The 22,570-nt window shown below is 62.9% G+C and carries 20 protein-coding genes; 3 read left to right on the top strand and 17 right to left on the bottom strand.

The features are described from left to right. Nucleotides 1-2 precede the first annotated feature (2 nt). Nucleotides 3-389, bottom strand: a complete 387-nt coding sequence (locus F6X59_RS16640; protein ID WP_152957157.1) for a helix-turn-helix domain-containing protein — start codon at nt 387-389, stop codon at nt 3-5. A gap of 201 nt (nt 390-590) precedes the next feature. Here F6X59_RS16640 and F6X59_RS16635 point away from each other — a divergent pair, with 201 nt between their 5' ends. Next, nucleotides 591-896, top strand: a complete 306-nt coding sequence (locus F6X59_RS16635; protein ID WP_372240420.1) for an ogr/Delta-like zinc finger family protein — start codon at nt 591-593, stop codon at nt 894-896. A gap of 43 nt (nt 897-939) precedes the next feature. Here F6X59_RS16635 and nuoN read toward each other — a convergent pair whose 3' ends face one another. The 16 genes from nuoN to F6X59_RS16555 all read right to left on the bottom strand — a co-directional run bounded on the left by nuoN (nt 940) and on the right by F6X59_RS16555 (nt 19,672). Then, nucleotides 940-2,409 carry an NADH-quinone oxidoreductase subunit NuoN gene (nuoN, locus tag F6X59_RS16630; RefSeq protein ID WP_152957156.1) on the bottom strand — a complete coding sequence of 490 codons (1,470 nt, stop codon included), beginning with the start codon at nt 2,407-2,409 and terminating at the stop codon, nt 940-942. Between the two features lie 7 nt (nt 2,410-2,416). Continuing rightward, the gene (gene nuoM, locus F6X59_RS16625) at nt 2,417-3,949 is read right to left on the bottom strand and encodes an NADH-quinone oxidoreductase subunit M (protein WP_152957155.1); all 1,533 of its coding nucleotides are present in this window, start codon (nt 3,947-3,949) and stop codon (nt 2,417-2,419) included. 49 nt (nt 3,950-3,998) lie between these two features. Then, nucleotides 3,999-5,852: an NADH-quinone oxidoreductase subunit L gene (nuoL, locus tag F6X59_RS16620; protein WP_152957154.1), complete on the bottom strand. Its 1,854-nt coding sequence runs from the start codon at nt 5,850-5,852 to the stop codon at nt 3,999-4,001. Beyond that, on the bottom strand, nt 5,849-6,157 hold the full coding sequence (nuoK, locus tag F6X59_RS16615) for an NADH-quinone oxidoreductase subunit NuoK (RefSeq protein WP_008096201.1): 309 nt from the start codon (nt 6,155-6,157) through the stop codon (nt 5,849-5,851). Before nuoK ends, nuoL begins: the two co-directional genes overlap by 4 nt. Nucleotides 6,158-6,160: 3 nt before the next feature. Next, the gene (nuoJ, locus tag F6X59_RS16610) at nt 6,161-6,661 is read right to left on the bottom strand and encodes an NADH-quinone oxidoreductase subunit J (RefSeq protein ID WP_152957153.1); all 501 of its coding nucleotides are present in this window, start codon (nt 6,659-6,661) and stop codon (nt 6,161-6,163) included. 10 nt (nt 6,662-6,671) lie between these two features. After that, entirely contained in the window at nt 6,672-7,220 is a 549-nt protein-coding gene (gene nuoI, locus F6X59_RS16605; RefSeq protein WP_003251442.1) for an NADH-quinone oxidoreductase subunit NuoI, read from the bottom strand. Nucleotides 7,221-7,231: 11 nt separating this feature from the next. Further along, on the bottom strand, nt 7,232-8,239 hold the full coding sequence (nuoH, locus tag F6X59_RS16600) for an NADH-quinone oxidoreductase subunit NuoH (RefSeq protein WP_027920602.1): 1,008 nt from the start codon (nt 8,237-8,239) through the stop codon (nt 7,232-7,234). Beyond that, a complete protein-coding gene (nuoG, locus tag F6X59_RS16595) occupies nt 8,236-10,950 on the bottom strand; it encodes an NADH-quinone oxidoreductase subunit NuoG (RefSeq protein WP_152957152.1) in 2,715 nt (904 codons plus the stop codon). Before nuoG ends, nuoH begins: the two co-directional genes overlap by 4 nt. Nucleotides 10,951-11,082: 132 nt before the next feature. Then, a complete protein-coding gene (gene nuoF, locus F6X59_RS16590; RefSeq protein ID WP_152957151.1) occupies nt 11,083-12,447 on the bottom strand; it encodes an NADH-quinone oxidoreductase subunit NuoF in 1,365 nt (454 codons plus the stop codon). After that, nucleotides 12,444-12,941 (bottom strand): NADH-quinone oxidoreductase subunit NuoE, encoded by a 498-nt coding sequence (gene nuoE, locus F6X59_RS16585; protein WP_003251433.1) that lies wholly within the window; start codon nt 12,939-12,941, stop codon nt 12,444-12,446. The genes nuoF and nuoE overlap by 4 nt, the downstream gene beginning before the upstream one ends. A gap of 2 nt (nt 12,942-12,943) precedes the next feature. Further along, nucleotides 12,944-14,725 carry an NADH-quinone oxidoreductase subunit C/D gene (gene nuoC / locus F6X59_RS16580; RefSeq protein ID WP_152957150.1) on the bottom strand — a complete coding sequence of 594 codons (1,782 nt, stop codon included), beginning with the start codon at nt 14,723-14,725 and terminating at the stop codon, nt 12,944-12,946. Nucleotides 14,726-14,804: 79 nt separating this feature from the next. Further along, nucleotides 14,805-15,482, bottom strand: a complete 678-nt coding sequence (locus F6X59_RS16575; RefSeq protein WP_027920598.1) for an NADH-quinone oxidoreductase subunit B family protein — start codon at nt 15,480-15,482, stop codon at nt 14,805-14,807. A 10-nt stretch (nt 15,483-15,492) separates the two neighbouring features. After that, nucleotides 15,493-15,906 carry an NADH-quinone oxidoreductase subunit A gene (locus tag F6X59_RS16570; RefSeq protein WP_011534614.1) on the bottom strand — a complete coding sequence of 138 codons (414 nt, stop codon included), beginning with the start codon at nt 15,904-15,906 and terminating at the stop codon, nt 15,493-15,495. 381 nt (nt 15,907-16,287) lie between these two features. Continuing rightward, complete coding sequence (locus tag F6X59_RS16565; protein WP_152957149.1) at nt 16,288-16,950, bottom strand: lysoplasmalogenase; 663 nt, start codon at nt 16,948-16,950, stop codon at nt 16,288-16,290. A 141-nt stretch (nt 16,951-17,091) separates the two neighbouring features. Then, nucleotides 17,092-18,417 carry an isocitrate lyase gene (gene aceA / locus F6X59_RS16560; RefSeq protein ID WP_009684219.1) on the bottom strand — a complete coding sequence of 442 codons (1,326 nt, stop codon included), beginning with the start codon at nt 18,415-18,417 and terminating at the stop codon, nt 17,092-17,094. Between the two features lie 490 nt (nt 18,418-18,907). Continuing rightward, nucleotides 18,908-19,672: a secretin N-terminal domain-containing protein gene (locus F6X59_RS16555; RefSeq protein WP_178120101.1), complete on the bottom strand. Its 765-nt coding sequence runs from the start codon at nt 19,670-19,672 to the stop codon at nt 18,908-18,910. A 145-nt stretch (nt 19,673-19,817) separates the two neighbouring features. On the opposite strand from F6X59_RS16555, the gene F6X59_RS16550 reads away from it, so the two are divergent. Continuing rightward, nucleotides 19,818-20,978, top strand: coding sequence for a hypothetical protein (locus F6X59_RS16550; RefSeq protein WP_152957147.1), 1,161 nt, complete (start codon nt 19,818-19,820; stop codon nt 20,976-20,978). Nucleotides 20,979-21,069: 91 nt separating this feature from the next. Then, the gene (locus tag F6X59_RS16545; protein WP_152957146.1) at nt 21,070-22,512 is read left to right on the top strand and encodes a SulP family inorganic anion transporter; all 1,443 of its coding nucleotides are present in this window, start codon (nt 21,070-21,072) and stop codon (nt 22,510-22,512) included. Nucleotides 22,513-22,570: the final 58 nt, after the last annotated feature.

Below are 22,570 nucleotides of genomic sequence, written 5' to 3'. Positions count from 1 at the left end.
CCTTACTGTGCAGCAGGCGAGCGCTTTGTCAGCTCCTGCAATTGCCGCTCGAGTTGACGGATACGTTGTTTGTCTTCGATGTACAGCAGCACTGACTGGCGGTCTGAATGGGAAAGCTCGCGCAGCCGGTCGAGCATGTCGCTCTGCCAGCTGTCCTGGCTTTCCAGCGCACGGCTGTCATCGCGCTCACCCAGAAGCAGCCAATCCAGCGAGCAGCGGTGCTGCTGGGCAAGCTCTATGCAAAGTGAGTATGGAATGCTGTCGCGTACCTTCCAGCTGCTCAGGGTCTGCGGGCTGACTGCCAGAGCCCTTGCCAGCTGAACGTCGGTATCCGAGCCGGTCAGTAGCTTAAGGCGTGCCAGCACCGATGCAAACAAGTGGCTACTCATAACAAATATCCATGACTGGTTTAACAACATTCCCTGGGCTTAGAATACTCGTTATGAATATTTGCCATTCGATTTGAGGAGATATCTTGGCATGAGAAGTAACATGATGAAAAACCTTTCTAAAACCGTAGTCGATGCTCGCGCCGATAGCGGGCTTTTCCTACAGCGTGATGGTTCAAGCAGCACGCGCAGGCACATTGCGTGAGTACCTACAAGCTTGTCTGCCCCCACTGCAACAGCCGTATGCGCATTCGGACCAGTGAAGGTCGGCATATCTTTCTGCGCGTAGCCTACTTGCAATGTATCAATGAGGCCTGCGGCTGGTCGGTGAGGGCGGAGTTTGAAATGACCCACGAACTTTCGCCCAGTGGCATGCCCAACCCGGAAGTGCACTTGCCCTCGGCCACTAAGGAACTGCGCAAGTCTGCTGTCCTGGCGCGCAATGAAGGCTCGCCTGGTGGCTCTGGGCTGGGAAAGCCCATCGAGGCGGCCACCAAACGCAGATAAAAAAACACCCCGCATATGCGGGGTGTTTGTTTTTCAGCTGTGATCAGCCAAGCAGTTGCAGGCCGGCGTGCTGAACCATGTCCAGCAGTGGCTGCGGGTACACACCGAGGACGAAGGCGAGAATGGCGATGGCCAGCAGCATCACGCCGCCGGTGCGCTGTTCCCACTTCAGCGGGGCGTCGTGGCGACGCAGGTTCGGCTCGACCAGGTACAGGGTGACCATGACGCGCAGGTAGTAGTACACACCGATGGCGCTACCGATCACCAGGGCACCGACCAGCCACCACAGCTGCGACTCGACGCCGGTGGCGATGATGTAGAACTTGCCGATGAAGCCGGCGGTCAGCGGGATGCCTGCCAGCGACAGCATCATCACGGTCAGCACTGCGGTCAGGTACGGGCGGCGCCAGAACAGGCCGCGGTACTCGTACAGCGCGTCGGCGTCACGGCCGCCGTAAGGCGAGGACATCAGGGTGATGACACCGAAGGCGCCAAGGCTGGTGATCACGTAGGTGACCAGGTACACGCCCATGGCTTCCATGGCCAGGCCCTTGCTGGCGACCAGGGCGATGACCAGGTAGCCGAAGTGGGCGATGGACGAGTAACCGAGCAGGCGCTTGAGGTTGCTCTGGGTCAGCGCCAGCAGGTTACCGATCAGGATCGAAGCCACGGCGATCACGGCCAGGACAGTGCTCAGCACGCCGCTGCTGGCAGCAGGGGAGAGCATGAACAGGCGCACGACCACGGCAAACACGGCAACCTTGCTGGCGGTGGCCAGGAACGCGGCGACCGGCGCCGGGGCGCCTTCATACACGTCCGGGGTCCACAGGTGGAACGGTACCAGCGACAGCTTGAAGGCCAGGCCGACCAGCATCATGCCCAGGCCCAGCTGGGCCAGCAGGCTTGGCATGCTGGTGGCGGCCAGGGCCTTGCCCAGCTGGTCGAAGGTCAGGCTGCCAGCGTCGGCGTACAGCAGGGCCATGCCGAACAGCAGGAACGCGGAACCTGCGGCCGACAGCACCATGTACTTGATACCGGCTTCCAGCGAGCGCTTGTTGAAGAACGCATACGCCACCAGGCCGTAGACCGGTACCGACAGCAGCTCCAGGCCGATGAACAGCCCGGCCAGGTGGTTGGCGCTGACCAGCACCAGGCCACCGAGGGCAGACATCAGCAGCAGCAGGTACAGCTCTTCACGGTTGCCCGGGAAGCCTTTGGAGCCTTCGCCGAGGTAGGCGTGGGCGAGGGTGACGCAGGCCAGCGTGGCGACCAGGATGATCGCCATGTACAGGCAGGCGAACTTGTCGATGGTGATCAGCGAGGTGACCGCCAGTGGCGCAACCTTCAGCGCCGGCAAGATCGACAGCAGGGCCAGGTTCAGGCCCACGGTGGACAGCAGGAAGGTCTGCGAGTGGTTGCGCTTCCAGGCGATCGCCAGCATCACCACCACGGTGGTGATGGTGGTGATCAGCATCGGCGCCAATGCGATGAAGTGTTGAGTGGTGAATTCCATAGCGCTCTTACCGGGCCGAAGCGAGTTGAGTGAAAGCGGAACCGAGCCACTGCTGCACGCCGGTCATGGTGGCGGCAGAGGTGTCGAGGAACGGCTGCGGATACACGCCCAGCAGGATCAGCAGTACCGCCAGGCCCAGCACCATGATCAGCTCGCGACCGTCCATGCCGGCCAGTACGGTGTCGGCCTTGGCCGGGCCGAAGTAGGCGCGGTGGATCATGATCAGCGAGTACACCGAGCCGAATACCAGGCCGGTGGTGGCGATCACGGTGACCCACGGTACATGCACGAAGCTGCCGATCAGGATCAGGAACTCGCCGACAAAGTTGCCGGTGCCTGGCAGGCCCAGCGAAGCGGCGGCAAAGAACAGGCTGATGGCTGGCAGGTAGGCGATGCGGTGCCACAGGCCGCCCATCTGACGCATGTCACGGGTGTGCAGGCGCTCGTACAGCTGGCCGGACAGGATGAACAGCGCGGCAGCCGACAGGCCGTGGGCCAGCATCTGGATCACCGCACCTTGCAGGGCCTGCTGGCTGCCGGAGTAGATACCGATCAGCACGAAGCCCATGTGCGAGACGCTGGAGAAGGCGATCAGGCGCTTGATGTCGGTTTGCGCGAAGGCCAGGAAGGCACCGTAGAAGATACCGATCAGGCCCAGGGTCATGGCGAACGGTGCAAACTCGGCCGAGGCGTTCGGGAACAGCGGCAGGGCGAAGCGCAGCAAGCCGTAGGCCGCCGTCTTCAGCAAGATACCGGCGAGGTCCACGGAACCTGCGGTCGGTGCCTGGGCGTGAGCGTCAGGCAGCCAGGAGTGGAACGGCACCACCGGCAGCTTCACCGCGAAGGCGATGAAGAAGCCCAGCATCAGCAGGTACTCGGTACCGGCCGGCAGGTCGGCCTTGAGCAGGTCGCTGTAGTTGAAGGTGATCACCCCGGTGTTGCTGTAGTTGACCAGCACCAGGCCGAGGATCGCCACCAGCATGATCAGGCCGCTGGCCTGGGTGAAGATGAAGAACTTGGTCGCCGCGTAGATCCGGGTCTTCTTGCCATCCGCCGAGCTGTGACCCCAGAGCGCGATGAGGAAGTACATCGGCACCAGCATCATTTCCCAGAAGAAGAAGAACAGGAACAGGTCCAGGGCCAGGAACACACCGACCACGCCGCCGAGGATCCACATCAGGTTGAGGTGGAAGAAACCGACGTGGCGCTGGATCTCTTTCCAGGAGCACAGTACCGACAGCACACCGAGCAGGCCGGTGAGCAGGATCATCAGCAGCGACAGGCCATCGAGGGCCAGGTGGATGCTGATGCCGAAGCGCTGGATCCACTGGACTTTGTATTCCAGGGCCCAGGCAGGCTCGCCACCCGGAGCGGGGGCCAGGGTGTAGTCGCCGGTGCCCCACAGGTACAGGCCAATGCCGAGCAGCAGGGACATGGTCAGCAGCGCGATCCAGCGCGGCAGGGTGGCGCCGAAGCGCTCACCCAGCCAGCACAGCAGGCCGCCGATGAAGGGGATCAGGATCAGCCAAGGCAAAATCATGACGGGTTGGTTTCCTTTCGCAGAGTCGCAAGGTTCGCAAAGTTCATGGTCATACCGCTGCCACTACCACAGCGCCGAGTACCAGCACTGCGCCAACGGCGATCGAAGCGGTGTACCAGCGCAGCTGGCCAGTCTCGGTCTTGCTCATGGCGACGTTGCCGCCGCGCGCCAGGCGAGGGATGAGGCCGATGCTGCGGTCAACCGGATCCTTGCGCAGGACGTGGCTGATCAGCAGGTAAGGTTTGACGAACAGCTTGTCGTAGATCCAGTCGAAGCCCCAGGCGGCGAACCACCAGGCCGACAGCACACGGCCGATGCCGCTGTTGGCGATCGCGCTGACCAGGCGGCGCTTGCCGAGGAACAGCAGGGCCGACAGCAGGATACCGGCGATGGCGATGGCACCCGAGGTGATCTCCAGCGCGTGCTTGGCTTCGCCACCGGCATGGCCGGCGCTTTCCGGCAGCACACCGGCCAGTGGTGGGGTGATCCAGGCGCCGACGAAGGTCGACAGCACGATCAGCACACCCAGCGGCAGCCAGTGGCTGATGCCGTGGCCAGCATGGGCTTCGGTCTTCGCTTCGCCGTGGAAGGCGATGAAGATCAGGCGGAAGGTGTACAGCGAGGTCATGAAGGCGCCCACGAGACCGGCGTACAGCAGGCCGGTGTTGCCGCTGGCGAAGGCTTCCCAGAGGATCTCGTCCTTGGAGTAGAAGCCCACGGTCACGATCGGCAAGGCTGCCAGGGCAGCGCCACCGACCACGAAGCTGGCATAGGCCAGCGGCAGTTTCTTCCACAGGCCGCCCATCTTGAAGATGTTCTGCTCGTGGTGGCAGGCAACGATCACCGCACCGGAGGCAAGGAACAGCAGGGCCTTGAAGAAGGCGTGAGTCATCAGGTGGAAGATCGCCGCGTCCCAGGCACCCACGCCCAGGGCCAGGAACATGTAGCCGATCTGGCTCATGGTCGAGTAGGCGAGGATACGCTTGATGTCGGTCTGTACCAGCGCGGCAAAGCCGGCCAGTACCAGGGTCACGCCACCGACGACGCCGACCAGGTGCAGGATGTCCGGCGCCAGCAGGAACAGGCCGTTGGTACGGGCGATCAGGTACACGCCCGCGGTCACCATGGTTGCCGCGTGGATCAGTGCCGAAACCGGAGTCGGGCCCGCCATCGCGTCGGCCAGCCAGGTCTGCAGTGGCAGCTGGGCCGATTTACCGACCGCGCCACCCAGCAGCATCAGGGTCGCCAGCACCATCCAGGTGTCGCCAGCCTTGAACTTCTGCGGTGCCAGCACCAGCAGTTCCTGCACATTCAGGGTACCCAGCTGGGCGAACAGGATGAACAGGCCGATGGCCATGAACACGTCGCCGATACGGGTGACAATGAACGCCTTGAGTGCCGCGTTACCGTTGTTGCGGTTGCTGTAGTAGAAGCCGATCAACAGGTACGAGCACAGGCCCACGCCTTCCCAGCCGAAGTAGATGAACAGCAGGTTATCGCCGAGGATCAGGAACAGCATGCTGGCGATGAACAGGTTGGTGTACGAGAAGAAGCGCGAGTAACCGGCTTCGCCGCGCATGTACCAGGAGGCGAACAGGTGGATCAGGAAGCCGACACCGGTGACCACGCCGAGCATGGTGACCGACAGGCCGTCCAGGTACAGGGTGAAGTTCGGCGCGAAGCCGTCCACCGACATCCACTGCCACAGCAGCTGGCTGTACGCGCCGCCTTCAGGCGGGGCGACGTTGAACTGCCAGATGACGTAGGCGGCGGTGGCGGCCGACAGGCCCACCGAGCCGACGCCGATCAGCGCGGACAGGTTCTCCGAGAACCGCCCGCGCGAGAACGACAGCAGCAGGAAGCCGACGAGGGGGAAGACGAAAGTCAGGAAGAGAAGGTTCATCCGCGCATCTCACTGGCAGCATCGATGTCGAGAGTGTGGAAGCGGCGATACAGCTGCAGCAGGATCGCCAAGCCAATGCTGGCCTCGGCGGCTGCCAGGCTGATCACCAGAATGAACATCACCTGGCCGTCGGGCTGGACCCAACGGGCACCGGCGACGATGAACGCCAGGGCAGAGGCGTTCATCATGACTTCCAGGCTCATGAGCACGAAGAGGATGTTGCGGCGGACCATCAGGCCAACCAGACCTAAGCAGAACAGGATGCCGGCGACTGCCAGACCATGTTCGAGAGGGATAGCACCCATGATTTACTCCTTCGCCTCGTTGCGGCCCAGGTGGAAGGCGGTGACGGCTGCAGCGAGCAGCAGCATCGACGCCAGTTCGACCACCAGCAGGTACGGGCCGAACAGGCTGATACCCACTTCTTTCGGGCTGACGGTGGTACCGCTGATGGCCGCGCCGCTTGGCGAGACGAACAGCACGTACAGCAGCTCCAGCAGCAGCAGGGCGCCCAGGATCACTGGCCCGGCCCAAATGCCGGGCTTGAGCCAGCCCCTTTCCTGGGCGACCGAGGCCGGCCCGAGGTTGAGCATCATCACCACGAAGACGAACAGCACCATGATGGCGCCAGCGTAGGCGATCACTTCCAGGGCGCCGGCGAACGGCGCACCCAGGGCGAAGAAGATCATGGCCACGGAAATCAGCGAAATGATCAGGTAAAGCAAGGCGTGCACGGGGTTGGTCCCGGTCACCACCCGAAGGGTGGAGACCACGGCGATCCCGGATGCGAAGTAGAAAGCGAATTCCATCTTTCGGTCCTTATGGGAGCAAGCTCTTCACGTTGATCGGCTCGGCTTCGTTCTGTGCAGAGCCCTTCGGCTTGCCAGCGATCGCCATACCCGCAACACGGTAGAAGTTGTAGTCAGGGTTTTTGCCGGGGCCGGAGATCAGCAGATCTTCTTTCTCGTACACCAGGTCCTGACGCTTGAACTCGGCCATTTCGAAATCCGGAGTCAGCTGGATCGCGGTGGTCGGGCACGCTTCTTCACACAGGCCGCAGAAGATGCAGCGCGAGAAGTTGATGCGGAAGAACTCCGGGTACCAGCGGCCGTCCTCGGTCTCGGCCTTCTGCAGCGAAATGCAGCCGACCGGGCAGGCCACCGCGCAGAGGTTGCACGCCACGCAGCGCTCCTCGCCATCGGGGTCGCGGGTGAGGACGATGCGGCCGCGGTAGCGCGGCGGCAGGTACACGGGTTCTTCGGGGTACTGCAGGGTGTCGCGCTTGCGGAACCCGTGGGAGAACACCATTGCCAGGCTGCGCAGCTGGGTGCCGGTGCCCTTAACGATGTCGCCGATATACTTGAACATGGGTCAAATCCTCACTGGGCCGCGACGGCTGGCGTGTTGTAGAGCACGATCGCAGCGGTCACCAGCAAATTGATCAGGGTCAGCGGCAGGCAGAACTTCCAGCTGAAGTCCATCACCTGGTCATAACGCGGGCGCGGGATCGAGGCGCGCAGCAGGATGAACAGCATGATGAAGAACGCGGTCTTCAGGGCGAACCACAGGAACGACAGTTGCGGCAGGATGCCGAACGGACCGTGCCAGCCGCCGAAGAACAGGGTCACCAGCAGCGCCGAGATGAGGATGATGCCGATGTACTCACCGACGAAGAACATGCCCCATTTCATGCCGGCATACTCGATGTGGTAGCCGTCGGCCAGTTCCTGCTCCGCTTCCGGCTGGTCGAACGGGTGACGGTGAGTCACGGCGACGCCAGCGATGAAGAAGGTGCAGAAACCGAAGAACTGCGGAATGATGAACCACAGGTTCTGGGCCTGGTATTCAACGATGTCGCGCATGTTGAACGAACCCACCTGCACCACCACGCCCATCAGCGCCAGGCCCAGGAACACTTCGTACGACACGGTCTGTGCCGAGGCACGCAAGCTGCCCAAGAGGGCGTACTTGTTGTTCGACGACCAGCCGGCGAACAGCACCGCGTAGACCGACAGGCCGGCCATGGCGAAGAAGAACAGCAGGCCGATGTTCAGGTCGGCGACGCCCCACAGCGGGGTGATCGGGATCACGCAGAAGGCGATCAGCAGGGCACTCATGGCCACGACTGGCGCCAGGGTGAAGATCATGCGATCGACGAAGGGCGGGTTCCAGTCTTCCTTGAAGAACATCTTCAGCATGTCGGCAGCGATCTGGAACATGCCGAACGGGCCGACGCGGTTCGGACCGTAACGGTCCTGCCACCAGCCCAGCAGGCGCCGCTCGACGAAGCTGAGCAGCGCGCCGCAGACCACCACCGCGAGCAGGACCACGACGGCCCGGACCACGGTGAGGATCACATCGATCACTTCGGGGGTGAACCAGCTCATTGTGCTGCCTCCTGCAGACCTTCGACGGATGCACCGAAGATGGCAGGCGGGATGCCGGCCAGGCCTTTGGGCAGGGCAACCAGGCCAGCGCCCAGTTCTTCATTGATGCGCAGCGGCAGGCGCAGGGCCATACCGGCAACGTTAAGGCTCAGCAGGGCGCCGTCGTTGACACCCAGGCGGTCGGCTTCGGACTTGGCCAGGGCCACGTAGGCGGCCGGGATGCGCTCCTGCACCGGGGTGGCGCGCGAGGAGGTCTCTTCGCTGCCGAACAGGTGGAAGAACGGCACTGCAGTCCAGCTGCCACGGGCCGGGTTGAAGGCGCCCGGGATGGCGTTGAACCAGTTCAGGCGATCGCCTTGCGATTCGATCAGGCGCACGCCTGGGTCACCGGCACGCAGGTGGCCACCGACCTCGTCCTGGAACTTGTTCCAGGCTTGCGGCGAGTTCCAGCCCGGCGACCAGGCGAACGGCACCTGCTGGCGCGGTTCGGCCGAACCCGAGTAGCCTTCCATGGAGAAGGCGAACGCGGTGTCCTTGTCCTGCGGGGTACGTGGCTCGTGCACGCTGATGTTGGCGCGCATGGCGGTACGGCCGGAGTAGCGCAGCGGCTCACGGGCCAGCTTCATGCCCTTGATGCGGAATGCGGCGCTTGGTGCGGCGTTGACGATGCCAGCCAGTTGCGGGGCAGCTTCGGCGCAGGCGCTGGTGACGTGGTCCAGTTGGGTCCAGTCGACCGGCTTGTTGAGCAGGGTGGCACGCAGGGCGTGCATCCAGCGCCAGCCTTCGTGCACCAGGATGCTGCTGTCCAGGTACTGCGGGTCGAACACCTGGAAGAAGCGCTGGGCGCGGCCTTCCTGGCTGACCAGGGTACCGTCGCCTTCGGCGAACGAGGCGGCCGGCAGCACCAGGTGGGCGCGGTCGACAGTGGCGGTCTTGGAGTGGTCGGCGACGATCACCACCTTGGCCGCGGCCAGGGCTGCGTCGACCTTGGCGGCCGCTACGCGGGCGTACAGGTCGTTTTCCAGCACGACGATGGCGTCGGCCTTGCCGCTGATGACGGCGTCCAGTGCGGCATCGACCGACTCGCCACCCAGCATGGCCAGGCCGAGGCTGTTGGCCTCAGGCACCACCAGGCTCAGCGAACCGTTCTTCTCGCGCAGCTTGAGGGCCTTGGCGATGTTGGCGGCGGCTTCGATCAGCGCCGGGTCGGCCAGCGAGGTACCGGCGATCACCAGTGGGCGTTTGGCGGCGACCAGGGCGTCGGCGATGCGCTGGGCCAGGGCCTTGGCTTCGTCGTCCAGGCCGGCGACTGCCGGTGCGCTCGGGTCGATGGCGTGGGCCACGGCGAAACCGATGCGGGCCAGGTCGGCGGGGGCCGCGTGCACGCATTCTTCGGCAACGTCGTCCAGCTTGGTTTCAGCCAGCGAGGCGATGAACAGCGGGTACAGCGCGTGCTGGCCGATGTTCTTCACGGCGGCATCGAGCCACGGTTGCACCTTCATGGCTTCGGCCATGGCCTCGGCCTTGCCTTTGGTGGACTGGCGCACGGCCAGGGCCACACGGGCAGCGGTCTGGGTCAGGTCTTCACCGAGCACGAACACGGCGTCGTGGTCTTCGATGTCGCGCAGGGTCGGCACTGGCAACGGGCTGTTGTTCAGCACGTTCAGGGCCAGGCGCACGCGGGCCAGTTCGCCAGCTTCCATGCCGGAGTAGAAGTAGTCGGCGCCGACCAGCTCACGCAGGCCGTAGTTGCTTTCGAGGCTGGCGCGTGGCGAGCCGATACCGACGATGGTGCGGCCGCGCAGCAGGTCGGCGGCCTTGTCCAGGGCGGCGTCCAGGCTCAGCTTGGTGCCGTCGGCCAGGTGTGGCTGGCGCGGGCGGTCCTTGCGGTTGACGTAGCCGTAGCCGAAGCGGCCGCGGTCACACAGGAAGTACTGGTTGACCGAACCGTTGAAGCGGTTCTCGATGCGACGCAGTTCGCCATAGCGCTCGCCCGGGCTGATGTTGCAGCCGCTGGAGCAACCGTGGCAGATGCTTGGGGCAAACTGCATGTCCCACTTGCGGTTGTAGCGCTCGGAGTGGGTCTTGTCGGTGAACACGCCGGTCGGGCAGACCTCGGTCAGGTTGCCGGAGAACTCGCTTTCCAGCACGCCGTCTTCGACGCGGCCGAAGTACACGTTGTCGTGGGCGCCGTACACGCCCAGGTCGGTACCACCGGCATAATCCTTGTAGTAGCGCACGCAGCGGTAGCAGGCGATGCAGCGGTTCATCTCATGGGCGATGAACGGGCCGAGGTCCTGGTTCTGGTGGGTACGCTTGGTGAAACGGTAGCGGCGCTCGTTGTGGCCGGTCATTACCGTCATGTCCTGCAGGTGGCAGTGACCGCCTTCCTCGCACACCGGGCAGTCGTGCGGGTGGTTGGTCATCAGCCATTCGACGACGCTGGCGCGGAACGCCTTGGACTCGTCATCGTCGATGGAGATCCAGGTGCCGTCGGAGGCAGGGGTCATGCAGGACATGACGATACGACCACGGGTGTCGTTCTCGTCGGTGTACTGCTTGACCGCACACTGCCGGCAGGCGCCGACGCTACCGAGCGCCGGGTGCCAGCAGAAATAAGGGATGTCGAGGCCGAGTGACAGACACGCCTGTAACAGGTTGTCCGCACCGTTGACTTCGAGCGCTTTGCCGTCTACGTGGATAGTGGCCATTGTTCAAAGTTCTTCGTTGGCCCGCGTGAGCGGGCGTGGCTAATGGAAATCGGTGAGCTTGCGACACGCCACGATCGCTCGGGCCTGCCGGCAAGCTGGCGAGTGGCACGGGCCACTCGCCTAATCATCTTGTTATGCGCCGACCACGATCGGCTTCGCCAGGTTCGGGCGCAAAGCATCACCAGCACCCGCTGGAGCGACACCTGCCTCGAACTCCGAGCGGAAGTATTTGATGGCACTGCCCAATGGCTCGACGGCACCCGGTGCGTGAGCACAGAAGGTACGGCCTGGGCCGAGGAAGTTGACCAGCCCCAGCAGCGTCTCGATGTCTTCTGCGCGGCCCTGGCCTTTCTCCAGTGCGCGCAGCATCTTCACGCTCCACGGCAGGCCGTCACGGCATGGCGTGCACCAGCCGCACGACTCGCGGGCAAAGAACTCTTCCATGTTGCGCAGCAGTGAGACCATGTTGATGCTGTCGTCGACCGCCATGGCCAAACCGGTACCCATACGGGTGCCGACCTTGGCGATGCCACCGGCGTACATCTGTGCGTCGAGGTGCTCGGGCAGCAGGAAGCCGGTACCGGCGCCGCCTGGCTGCCAGCACTTGAGCTTGAAGCCGTCGCGCATGCCACCGGCGTAGTCTTCGAACAGCTCACGGGCGGTGACGCCGAACGGCAGTTCCCACAGGCCCGGGTTCTTCACCTTGCCGGAGAAGCCCATCAGCTTGGTGCCGTGGTCTTCGCTGCCTTCACGGGCCAGCGACTTGTACCAGTCGTTGCCGTTGGCGACGATGGCCGGAACGTTGCACAGGGTTTCGACGTTGTTCACGCAAGTCGGCTTGCCCCAGACGCCAACGGCGGCAGGGAAGGGCGGCTTGGAGCGCGGGTTGGCGCGACGGCCTTCCAGCGAGTTGATCAGTGCGGTTTCTTCACCGCAGATGTAGCGCCCGGCACCGGTGTGCACGAACAGCTCGAAATCAAAGCCGCTGCCGAGGATGTTCTTGCCCAGCAGGCCGGCGGCCTTGGCTTCGTCGATGGCGCGGTTGAGGTTCTTCGCCGCGGTGGTGTATTCGCCACGCAGGAAGATGTAGCCACGGTAGGCCTTCAGGGCGCGGGCGCTGATCAGCATGCCCTCGACCAGCAGATGGGGCTGTTGCTCCATCAGCATGCGGTCCTTCCAGGTGTTCGGCTCCATTTCGTCCGCGTTGCACAGCAGGTAGCGGATGTTCATGGATTCGTCTTTGGGCATCAGGCCCCACTTCACGCCAGTGGGGAAGCCTGCGCCACCACGGCCCTTGAGGCCGGAGTCCTTGACGCTTTGCACGATGTCGTCGGCGGACATGTCGGCCAGTGCCTTGCGGGCAGCGGCGTAGCCGTTCTTCGACTGGTACTCGGCCAGCCAGACCGGCTCGCCGTCGTCACGCAGGCGCCAGGTCAGCGGGTGGGTTTCGGCCGAACGCGCGATGCGGTTGGCCGGGCCGAAGGAAGTAATGGTCATACGTAACCCTCCAGCAGTTTGGAAACGCCAGCCGGCTGCACGTCACCGAAGGTGTCGTCGTCGATCATCAGCGCCGGGGCCTTGTCGCAGTTGCCCAGGCAGCACACCGGCAGCAGGGTGAAACGCCCGTCTGCGGTGGTCTGGCCGAGGCCGATGCCCAGTTCGCTCTGGATCTGGCTGACCACCGATTCGTGGCCGCCGATGTAGCAGACCATGCTGTCGCACACGCGGATGATGTGGCGGCCAACCGGCTGACGGAAGATCTGGCTGTAGAAGGTGGCCACACCCTCGACATCGCTGGCCGGGATGCCCAGCACTTCGCCGATGGCGTGGATGGCGCCGTCCGGCACCCAGCCACGTTCCTTCTGGACGATCTTCAGGGCTTCGATGGACGCCGCGCGCGGGTCCTCGTAGTGATGCATTTCGTGCTCGATGGCCGAGCGCTCGGTTTCGCTCAGGGCGAAACGGTCTGTCTGGATAAGCGTGCTGTTCATGCTTAGCGGTCCACGTCAGCCATAACGAAGTCGATACTGCCCAGGTACGCAATGAGGTCGGCGACCATGCTGCCTTTGATCACCGAAGGGATCTGCTGCAGGTGCGGGTAGCTCGGGGTACGGATCCGGGTGCGGTAGCTCATGGTGCCGCCATCGCTCGTCAGGTAGTAACTGTTGATGCCCTTGGTCGCCTCGATCATCTGGAACGACTCGTTGGCCGGCATGACCGGGCCCCACGAGACTTGCAGGAAGTGCGTGATCAGGGTCTCGATGTGCTGCAGGGTGCGCTCTTTCGGCGGCGGCGTGGTCAGCGGGTGATCCGCCTTGTACGGGCCTTCCGGCATGTTGCGCAGGCACTGGTCGATGATGCGGATACTCTGGCGCATCTCCTCGACACGGACCATGCAGCGATCGTAGGCATCGCCGTTGTGGGCCAGCGGTACTTCGAACTCGAAGTTCTCGTAGCCGGAGTAGGGGCGGGCTTTACGCAGGTCGAAGTCGCAACCGGTGGCGCGCAGGCCGGCACCGGTGGTGCCCCATTCCAGGGCTTCCTTGGTGTTGTACGCGGCAACGCCAATGGTACGGCCCTTGAGGATGCTGTTCTGCAGGGCAGCCTTGGTGTATTCGTCGAGGCGCTTGGGCAGCCATTCGACGAAGTCCTTGACCAGCTTGTCCCAGCCGCGGGGCAGGTCGTGGGCGACGCCACCGATGCGGTACCAGGCCGGGTGCAGGCGGAAGCCGGTGATCGCTTCGATCACGGTGTAGGCGCGCTGGCGGTCGGTGAAGGTGAAGAACACCGGGGTCATGGCGCCGACGTCCTGGATGTAGGTACCCAGGAACAGCAGGTGGCTGGTGATGCGGAAGAACTCGGCCAGCATGATGCGAATCACGTCGACCTTCTGTGGCACCTGAATGCCGGCCAGCTTCTCGACCGCGAGCACGTACGGCAGGTTGTTCATCACCCCGCCGAGGTAGTCGATACGGTCGGTGTAGGGGATGAAGCTGTGCCAGGACTGGCGCTCGGCCATTTTTTCGGCACCACGGTGGTGGTAGCCGATGTCCGGTACGCAATCGACGATCTCTTCACCGTCCAGCTGCAGGACGATACGGAAGGCACCGTGGGCCGAAGGGTGGTTCGGGCCGAGGTTGAGGAACATGTAGTCCTCGTTGGCGCCCTGACGCTTCATGCCCCAGGCTTCCGGGTTGAAACGCGCCGATTCCTCTTCAAGCTGCTGCTTGGCCAGGGTCAGGCTGTAGGGGTCGAACTCGGTGGCGCGGGCAGGGTAGTCCTTGCGCAGCGGGTGACCTTCCCAGGTCGGCGGCATCATGATGCGGCTGAGGTGCGGGTGGCCGGCAAAGTCGATGCCGAACATGTCCCAGACTTCGCGCTCGTACCAGTTGGCGTTTGGCCAGATGCCGGTGACGGTTGGCAGGTTCAGGTCGCCTTCGCTGAGCGACACCTTGATCATCACGTCGCTGTTACGCTCGACCGACAGCAGGTGGTAGAACACGCTGAAATCGGCAGCTGGCAGGCCACGGCGCTGGGTGCGCAGGCGCTCGTCGACGCCGTGCAGGTCGTACAGCATGCTGTACGGTTTGGCCACGCCGCGCAGGAAGCTGAGCACTTCCTTTAGCAGGGCGCGCTTGACCCACAGCACGGGCATACCGGTGCGGGTTTCCTGGGCGACGAATGCGTCGGCGCCAAAACGGTTGTGCAGTTCGACGACCACATCCTGGTCGTCAGCCTTGTAGGGCGGAATGAAAATAGCGTTGTCCGCTGTCATGGTCTCGGTCGCTTTGGGTCAGCGTTAAGAATGAAGCCAGGCCGCCGGCTCCTTCGGGAGCGGGCGGCAGGTCGCTGGATCAGACTTCGTCGGGGCTGCGCAGGTTGGTTACCGCAATGCGCTGTTCACGACGCAAGTCTTTCTGGGCTGGCATCTCGGCACGGTAAATGCCTTGATCACCAACCACCCAGGAAAGCGGGCGTCGTTCTTGGCCGATCGACTCCTGCAGCAGCATCAAGCCTTGCAGGAAAGCCTCAGGGCGTGGCGGGCAGCCAGGCACATAGACGTCCACGGGGAGGAACTTGTCGACCCCCTGAACGACCGAGTAGATGTCGTACATGCCACCGGAGTTGGCGCACGAACCCATGGAGATGACCCACTTCGGCTCGAGCATCTGCTCGTACAGGCGCTGGATGATCGGCGCCATTTTGACGAAGCAGGTACCGGCGATGACCATGAAGTCGGCCTGACGCGGCGAGGCCCGGATGACTTCGGCGCCGAAGCGGGCGATGTCGTGGGGTGCCGTGAAGGCCGTGGTCATTTCCACGTAGCAGCAGGACAGGCCGAAGTTGTACGGCCAGAGGGAGTTCTTGCGACCCCAGTTGACCGCGCCACGCATCACATCTTCAAGCTTGCCCATGAAGATGTTCTTGTGGACCTGGTCCTCGAGCAGCTGGTCGGTGACGGTTTCCCGATCACCTACCGGGTATTGCTCGTTGGGCGCATCCGGATCGATTCTGGTGAGATTGTATTGCATTGCCAAAGCCTCATTGTTTCAGCTTCGCTTGCCGCTTGCGGCGACCTTCGGGTGCCCAGTCAAGAGCTCCGACGCGCCATAGGTAGACAAGACCAGCCAACAGAATTGCTATGAAAACGAGTGCTTCGACGAATCCGGTCCAGCCACTTTCGCGGACGGACACAGACCATGCATACAGGAATAGGGCTTCGATATCGAAGATCACGAACAGCATCGCGACCAGATAGAATTTGGCGGACAGGCGCAGGCGGGCGCTACCGACGGGCAGCATGCCGGATTCGAAGGGTTCGTTCTTGGCGCGGCCCCAGGCCTTGCTACCGAGCAGGCTGGAGAGGCCGAGCATGAAGGCACACAGGCCGACGACACCCAGAAGGAAGATGGCAAAGCCCCAGTTGTGGGCGATGAGTCCTGCCGAATCGGACATGCTAGAAATCCTTATACAGAGACCCAGCTCTGCAGTCTGAAATAAGTAGAGCGGCGACGTGGTGTCGCAGGTGCAGTGACCAAATGTCGCAGCTGAATCAATCGCGCTGATTTTATGGGTAAACCCGGTGCAAGTAAAATTTCCGTTGCAAATTTATTCGTAGGATTTAGAACAATACCCGCTCCTAACTGGCTGAAAGCCTTGAGATTCGGGCATTGCATGCGGTTTTGTTAATTATGTTTCTTGCGACTGGTAACGAATTACAAGCTTCGTAATGATAATTAATATCATTTGATCTGATGCCTCTGAATTTGGCTGTTCTGTGCCTTGTAAAGTTCATCTGCAGATGCCCCCTACTTGTAAATGCGAAAGACTCGTGTTCTAGCAGCTTCCGACGCCGCGCGCACCGCTCTGGGTCAATACTTTATCGGTTGCGCGATGACGGGCTGACGAAGCGATCGCCCACTGGCCGAGCCAGTAGGCGAGGATGATCAGGTACGGCGCGGCAGCGAACGGGCTGACGAAGCGGTCGATGCCGATCAGGCTGTCGGAGAACACGAACAGGCAGGCGCCCAATGCGGCAACACCGCCGCAGGCCAGGGCGCGCCAGAGCATGGCGCTGATCGCCAGTGCGTAGACCGACACCGGGAGCAGCAGCGGGCCAAGGCCGTGGCTGGCAAGCACGCCGAACAGGGTGATGCCGGTGATGGCGCTCAACAGCAGTGCGGGCAGGGCGAGGCGCGTGGTCTTGCCGCAATAGGCGCGCAGGTAGGCCAGGTGGGCACAGAGGAAGGCGGCCAGGCCGAATACGAACAGGTCGGCAGGGATGGCCAGGAGGATGTCGCCGAGTACCGAAAAGGCCAGGCCAAGGGTGATCCAGCGGCGATAGGGGGTGACGGGGGCTGTGTATAGCCAGGCCATCAACGCCATGACTGGAATGGGCTTGGCCAACAGGCCGAGCAGGGCGTTGTCGCTGGCCAGTGCATATATATAGAGGGCAGCGGCGGCCAGGGCGAGCATCATCAGGTGGCTTGGACGGGGCATGGGCGGTCCTTGCTGCTGGGCTGCCAGAAGCATAGCCCTTATCGCGAATTCTGCTTTGTCTATAGCCGCGAAAGGGCCGGTACAGCAAAAACAAAGGCCCGGGGCTTTCGCAAGCCCCGGGCCTCGGTCAGCAGCCCACTATCAGTGGAACTGCTCTTCCTCGGTCGAACCGGTCAGCGCAGTCACCGACGAAGCGCCACCCTGAATCACAGTGGTCATGTCGTCGAAGTAACCGGTGCCCACTTCCTGCTGGTGCGCCACGAAGGTGTAGCCCTTGCTGGCGTCAGCGAATTCCTGCTCCTGCAGCTTCACATAGGCGGTCATGTCGTTGCGGGCGTAGTCGTGCGCCAGGTTGAACATGCCGTGCCACATGTTGTGGATGCCGGCCAGGGTGATGAACTGGTGCTTGTAGCCCATCGCCGAAAGCTCGCGCTGGAACTTGGCGATGGTCGCGTCGTCCAGGTTCTTCTTCCAGTTGAACGAAGGCGAGCAGTTGTAAGACAGGATCTGGTCCGGATATTCCTTCTTGATCGCTTCGGCGAAGCGACGGGCTTCGTCGAGGTCCGGCTTGGCCGTCTCGCACCAGATCAGGTCGGCGTACGGGGCGTAGGCCAGGCCGCGGGCGATGGCCTGGTCGAGGCCGGCACGTACCTTGTAGAAGCCTTCACGGGTACGCTCGCCGATCACGAACGGCTGGTCGTACGGGTCGCAGTCGCTGGTCAGCAGGTCAGCGGCGTTGGCGTCGGTGCGGGCCAGGATGATGGTTGGCACACCCGAGACGTCGGCTGCCAGGCGCGCGGCCACCAGCTTCTGCACGGCTTCCTGGGTCGGCACCAGTACTTTGCCACCCATGTGGCCACATTTTTTCACCGAGGCCAGCTGGTCTTCGAAGTGCACGCCGGCGGCGCCCGCTTCGATCATGTTCTTCATCAGTTCGTAGGCGTTCAGCACACCACCGAAACCGGCTTCGGCGTCGGCCACGATCGGTGCGAAGTAGTCGATGTAGCCTTCATCGCCTGGGTTCTTGCCCGCTTTCCACTGGATCTGGTCGGCGCGGCGGAACGCGTTGTTGATGCGCTTGACCACGGTCGGTACCGAGTCGACCGGGTACAGCGACTGGTCAGGGTACATGGACTCGGCCGAGTTGTTGTCGGCGGCCACCTGCCAGCCAGACAGGTAGATGGCCTGGATGCCGGCCTTGACCTGCTGCACTGCCTGGCCACCGGTCAGGGCGCCCATGCAGTTGACGAAATCTTTTTCTGGGCGGAAGGACGGGTGGGCACCTTCGGTGACCAGCTTCCACAGTTTTTCTGCACCCTGGCGGGCAAAGGTGTGCTCAGGTTGCACGGAGCCACGCAGGCGAACGACATCAGCGGCGGTGTAGGTACGGGTCACGCCTTTCCAGCGCGGGTTCTCGGCCCAGTCTTTCTCGAGGGCTGCAATTTGCTGTTCGCGTGTCAGTGCCATGGAAATAAACCTCGTCGCATCGATCTTGGGTTAATTGTGCTGATGCTCGGGGCCGATCAGGGACCTGGCGGCTGTCCTGTCCGGGGGAAGGCGGCGGCGAACGCGAAGGCTCGAAGGGGAAGGTGGTGCAGGTCAGGCGCAAGTGTGCTCCGGCAGGTCGGCTCGTGGTTGCCTTGCTGCGGTGCTACGCGATTCCCAGAACTGCGGTGATGCGCTTCCGTCCCTCGGGACAACTTCTTCGTTGCAGTCGCAATCCCGTCGAACCGCCTTGTGGGCCGTATAGACACGAGGTGCCTCCAGGGGTGGCAGGAGTACGCCTCGAAGGCCCTTGCCAGGGCCCCTGATTAGCGGGAGCGAGGCCATCATGCCCTTGGGAAAAAGACCCTGTCAATTGGTTTGTAGTGCTTTTTTTCACTTACTACATCTTTGGTCTAATGCGACTTGGCGGTCAGTTTCAAGGCCTTTGGTCGAGGCCTTGAATTGCCTGGGATCAGTCCAGAAGGTCGACTTTGACGCGCAAAGTCATGTTTTCACCCCGTTGCGTGCTGTAAGTGCGGCTAGAGGGGTTGCGGTCGGCTTGGCTCTGCTGGTTGTAGCCGGCCAGGGTGATCCACTCGCCGAGCCTGCCAGTGATTGTCGTGTCGGTACTTTGCACTTTCACTACATCAGCACGTTCCTGGCTCATTCGGTCATTATTGGTGCTTATTTGCAGACGAACCGTGTCACCGCTCAGGCTTGGCGTAACGTAGAAACCCTGGGTCACATTGCGGTACTCGGTGTCGCTCTGGATGCGCCCGTAGCCGTCGGTGCTGGTACTGGTGATCGGGATGCTCTGGCCGATCTGGATCAGTGCCGGTTGACCTTCGCTGGCCTGGATTTGCTGCAAACCGCCGTCGCGGTTGCTGGTGCCGTAGCGGATGACCTGGCCGTTGCCGCGGTTGTCCTGGTAATTGCTGTCGTTGTTGTCGACGCTGATCAGCAGGCGCTTGGGCGCGGTGTCCAGCTGTTGCAGCAGGGTGCGCAGGTCATCGATGCGCTCGGGGCTGGCATTGACGATCAGCTTGTTCTCGAAGGCGCTGACCGTGCCGTCGCGGCCGATGAAGGCCTGGGCGGCGGGCAACAGTTCGGCGCTGCTGCGATGCTGCAGGGGCACCACCTCGGTGGCGGCCTGGGCAGTGAGGCTGGCGGCCAGCAGCAGGGCAGTGAAGAGGGGGCGTAGCGGCATGTCCATGATCTCCGCAGATGGAATCAACATGATGGCAAATTTGTCAGGTGTTTGCCGGGCCTGGATCACAGCTGTCCGTATGCATGGCTGCCATGGAAGGGGGAGAGGGGTGTTTTATCTCATTTTATCTTGTAGGCTATAAATTATAGTTGTGAAGATAATTTAGGATAATGGCATGTCACCCTCCCGTCCGCTGCTGCGTCGCGATCAGTTGGCCAAAGCCCTGGCCCAGGACCTCGCCGGCGAGTCGTTGGTCGATTACAGCTCGGGTATGTTCCTGGCTGCACCTCGGCGTACCGGCAAGAGCACCTTCCTCAACAACGACTTCATCCCCGAGTGCGTGCAGCGTGGCTGGCTGCCGGTGTATGTCGACCTGTGGTCGGACCGCGACGCCGCTCCGGCCGACCTGATCAGCGGCGCGATCGGCACAGCCCTGGGTAGTTTCCAGAGTGCGCTGGCCAAGGCCGCGAAGAAGGCCGGCATCGACAAGATCAACCTGCTGCGCACCCTCAGCTGGGACTTCACTCGCCCGCAACTGCCCGCCGGCACCACCCTGGCCCAGGCGCTGGCGGTGCTGCACCAGGTATCAGGGCAGATGGTGGTATTGATCATCGATGAAGCACAGCACGCGCTCAACAGCGAAGACGGCCTCAATGCGATGTTCGCCCTCAAGGCGGCGCGCGACCAACTCAATCGGGGTGCCGGCCCGGACGGCTTGCGCCTGGTGTTCACCGGCTCGAGCCGTGACAAGCTCGCCAACCTGGTGCTCAAGAGCAAGCAGCCATTCTTCGGGGCCAGCATCACGCCGTTCCCGTTGCTCGGTCGCGAGTATGTCAGTTTCATCACCGAACTATGGAACCGTCGCCTGGCCGAGAGCAACCAGTTCAAGGCCGAGGATCTGGAATATGCCTTCGAACTGGTAGGCCGGCGCCCGGAAATGCTCAACAAGTTGCTCGCCGAGGTCAGTGTCGGCTTGGGCGAGGCGGCCAACCTGGGTGAGTTGCTACGCACCGGGGCGCTCAACCACCAGGCCGGGGTGTGGAGCGACTACGAGAGTGCCTGGAACGAGCTGTCGCCCTTGCAACAGGCGGTGCTCGAAGTCATGGCCGAGCGTGCACAGGGCCGCCAGCCGTTCTCGCCGTTCACCGAGCAGACCTTGATCGATGTCGCGCGCAAGCTGGAGCAGGCCGGGGCCGACGTCAACGCCAGCACGCCCAATGTGCAGAAGGCCCTGGATGCCCTGCGCGACAAGGAACTGGTATGGAAGGCCAACCGAGGCGAGTATGCCCTGGAGGACGCGTCCATGGCGCAGTGGCTGACCCGCGCAGGCCGATGACACGCCTTTCTGTGGCCGCTGTCAGACAATTTCCGTAACATCGCGCCCCTTGTTTTTGTACCGTCCGCCCGGACAGCACCACAGGATGCCCATGAAACCCGCCCGACTACGTGCCGACCTGCTCGCCGGCCTGACCACTTCGTTCGCCCTGGTGCCCGAGTGCATCGCCTTCGCCCTGGTGGCCCACCTCAATCCATTGATGGGCCTGTATGGCGCCTTCATCATCTGCACCCTGACGGCGCTGTTCGGCGGCCGCCCAGGGATGATTTCCGGTGCTGCGGGCTCCATGGCGGTGGTGATCGTTGCCTTGGTGGTGCAGCACGGTGTGCAATACCTGCTGGCCACAGTCCTGTTGGGCGGGGTGGTGATGATCCTGTTCGGCCTGCTGCGTTTGGGCAAACTGGTGCGGCTGGTGCCGTACCCGGTGATGCTCGGCTTCGTCAACGGCCTGGCGATCGTCATCGCCCTGGCCCAGCTCGAGCACTTCAAGGACGGTGGGCACTGGCTCAGTGGCGCACCGCTGTACCTGATGATCGGCCTGGTGGCGCTGACCATGCTGGTGGTCTACGTGTTGCCCAAACTGACCCGTGCGGTGCCGCCGGCGCTGGTGGCGATTCTCGGGGTTGGCGTGCTGGTGTATATGCTCGACCTGCCGACCCGCACCCTCGGTGACATGGCGCACATTGCCGGTGGCCTGCCGCAGCTGGCGCTGCCAGCGGTGCCGTGGAACCTGGAAACCCTGAAGATCATCGCCCCGTACGCGGTGCTGATGGCCATGGTCGGCCTGCTGGAAACCCTGCTGACCCTCAACCTCACCGATGAAATCACCGAAAGCCGCGGCTACCCGGACCGCGAATGCGTGGCCCTGGGTGCCGCCAACATGATTTCCGGCCTGTGCGGTGGCATGGGCGGCTGCGCGATGATCGGCCAGACTGTGATCAACCTCAGCTCCAATGGCCGTGGCCGGTTGTCGGGGGTAGTGGCCGGGGTGATGATCCTGCTGTTCGTACTGTTCCTGTCACCGCTGATCGAGCGCATTCCGCTGGCGGCACTGGTTGGGGTGATGTTCGTGGTGGCCCAGCAGACCTTTGCCTGGGCTTCGTTGCGGGTGTTGCACAAGGTGCCGGTGAGCGATGTGCTGGCGATCATCGCAGTGACCGTGGTGACGGTGTTCACCGACCTGGCTGCGGCGGTGCTGTTCGGTATCGTCATCGCGGCCGTGAACTTTGCCTGGCAGCATGCCCGCGAGCTGTATGCCGACAGCCACGAGGACGGCGAAGGCGGCAAGCGTTACCAGGTGCATGGCACGCTGTTCTTCGCCTCGACCATGCCGTTTCTCAATCAGTTCGACCCGGCCAATGACCCGGCCAAGGTTACCCTCGATTGCCAGCATTTGAGCTTTGTCGATTATTCGGCGATTGCAGCGTTGAAGACATTGCGTGAGCGTTATGCCAAGGCGGGCAAGCACTTGCGCGTGGTGCACCTGTCGGAGCGTTGCAAGAAGCTGCTCAAGCGGGCTGGTGAGCAGCACTGAAGATGTGTGCTGCCTGTGTCGGCCTCTTCGCGGCTTTAGCCGCGAAGAGGCCGGCACA

The organism is Pseudomonas sp. MN1F (assembly GCF_009391885.1).
GTDB lineage: Bacteria > Pseudomonadota > Gammaproteobacteria > Pseudomonadales > Pseudomonadaceae > Aquipseudomonas.
Note: the sequence above shows the minus strand (reverse complement) of the source record. Positions and strands in the feature narration are given on the sequence as shown.

Coding starts and splice junctions, on each gene's coding strand:
- nuoE (WP_003251433.1), bottom strand. CDS start 12,941: ATGAACAGCACGCTTATCCAGACAGACCGTTTCGCCCTGAGCGAAACC.
- nuoC (WP_152957150.1), bottom strand. CDS start 14,725: ATGACAGCGGACAACGCTATTTTCATTCCGCCCTACAAGGCTGACGAC.
- nuoJ (WP_152957153.1), bottom strand. CDS start 6,661: ATGGAATTCGCTTTCTACTTCGCATCCGGGATCGCCGTGGTCTCCACC.
- F6X59_RS16550 (WP_152957147.1), top strand. CDS start 19,818: ATGTCACCCTCCCGTCCGCTGCTGCGTCGCGATCAGTTGGCCAAAGCC.
- nuoH (WP_027920602.1), bottom strand. CDS start 8,239: ATGAGCTGGTTCACCCCCGAAGTGATCGATGTGATCCTCACCGTGGTC.
- F6X59_RS16575 (WP_027920598.1), bottom strand. CDS start 15,482: ATGCAATACAATCTCACCAGAATCGATCCGGATGCGCCCAACGAGCAA.
- nuoM (WP_152957155.1), bottom strand. CDS start 3,949: ATGATTTTGCCTTGGCTGATCCTGATCCCCTTCATCGGCGGCCTGCTG.
- nuoK (WP_008096201.1), bottom strand. CDS start 6,157: ATGGGTGCTATCCCTCTCGAACATGGTCTGGCAGTCGCCGGCATCCTG.
- F6X59_RS16565 (WP_152957149.1), bottom strand. CDS start 16,950: ATGCCCCGTCCAAGCCACCTGATGATGCTCGCCCTGGCCGCCGCTGCC.
- F6X59_RS16570 (WP_011534614.1), bottom strand. CDS start 15,906: ATGTCCGATTCGGCAGGACTCATCGCCCACAACTGGGGCTTTGCCATC.
- nuoN (WP_152957156.1), bottom strand. CDS start 2,409: ATGGAATTCACCACTCAACACTTCATCGCATTGGCGCCGATGCTGATC.
- F6X59_RS16545 (WP_152957146.1), top strand. CDS start 21,070: ATGAAACCCGCCCGACTACGTGCCGACCTGCTCGCCGGCCTGACCACT.
- F6X59_RS16555 (WP_178120101.1), bottom strand. CDS start 19,672: ATGTTGATTCCATCTGCGGAGATCATGGACATGCCGCTACGCCCCCTC.
- F6X59_RS16640 (WP_152957157.1), bottom strand. CDS start 389: ATGAGTAGCCACTTGTTTGCATCGGTGCTGGCACGCCTTAAGCTACTG.
- nuoL (WP_152957154.1), bottom strand. CDS start 5,852: ATGAACCTTCTCTTCCTGACTTTCGTCTTCCCCCTCGTCGGCTTCCTG.
- aceA (WP_009684219.1), bottom strand. CDS start 18,417: ATGGCACTGACACGCGAACAGCAAATTGCAGCCCTCGAGAAAGACTGG.
- nuoG (WP_152957152.1), bottom strand. CDS start 10,950: ATGGCCACTATCCACGTAGACGGCAAAGCGCTCGAAGTCAACGGTGCG.
- nuoI (WP_003251442.1), bottom strand. CDS start 7,220: ATGTTCAAGTATATCGGCGACATCGTTAAGGGCACCGGCACCCAGCTG.
- nuoF (WP_152957151.1), bottom strand. CDS start 12,447: ATGACCATTACTTCCTTCGGCCCGGCCAACCGCATCGCGCGTTCGGCC.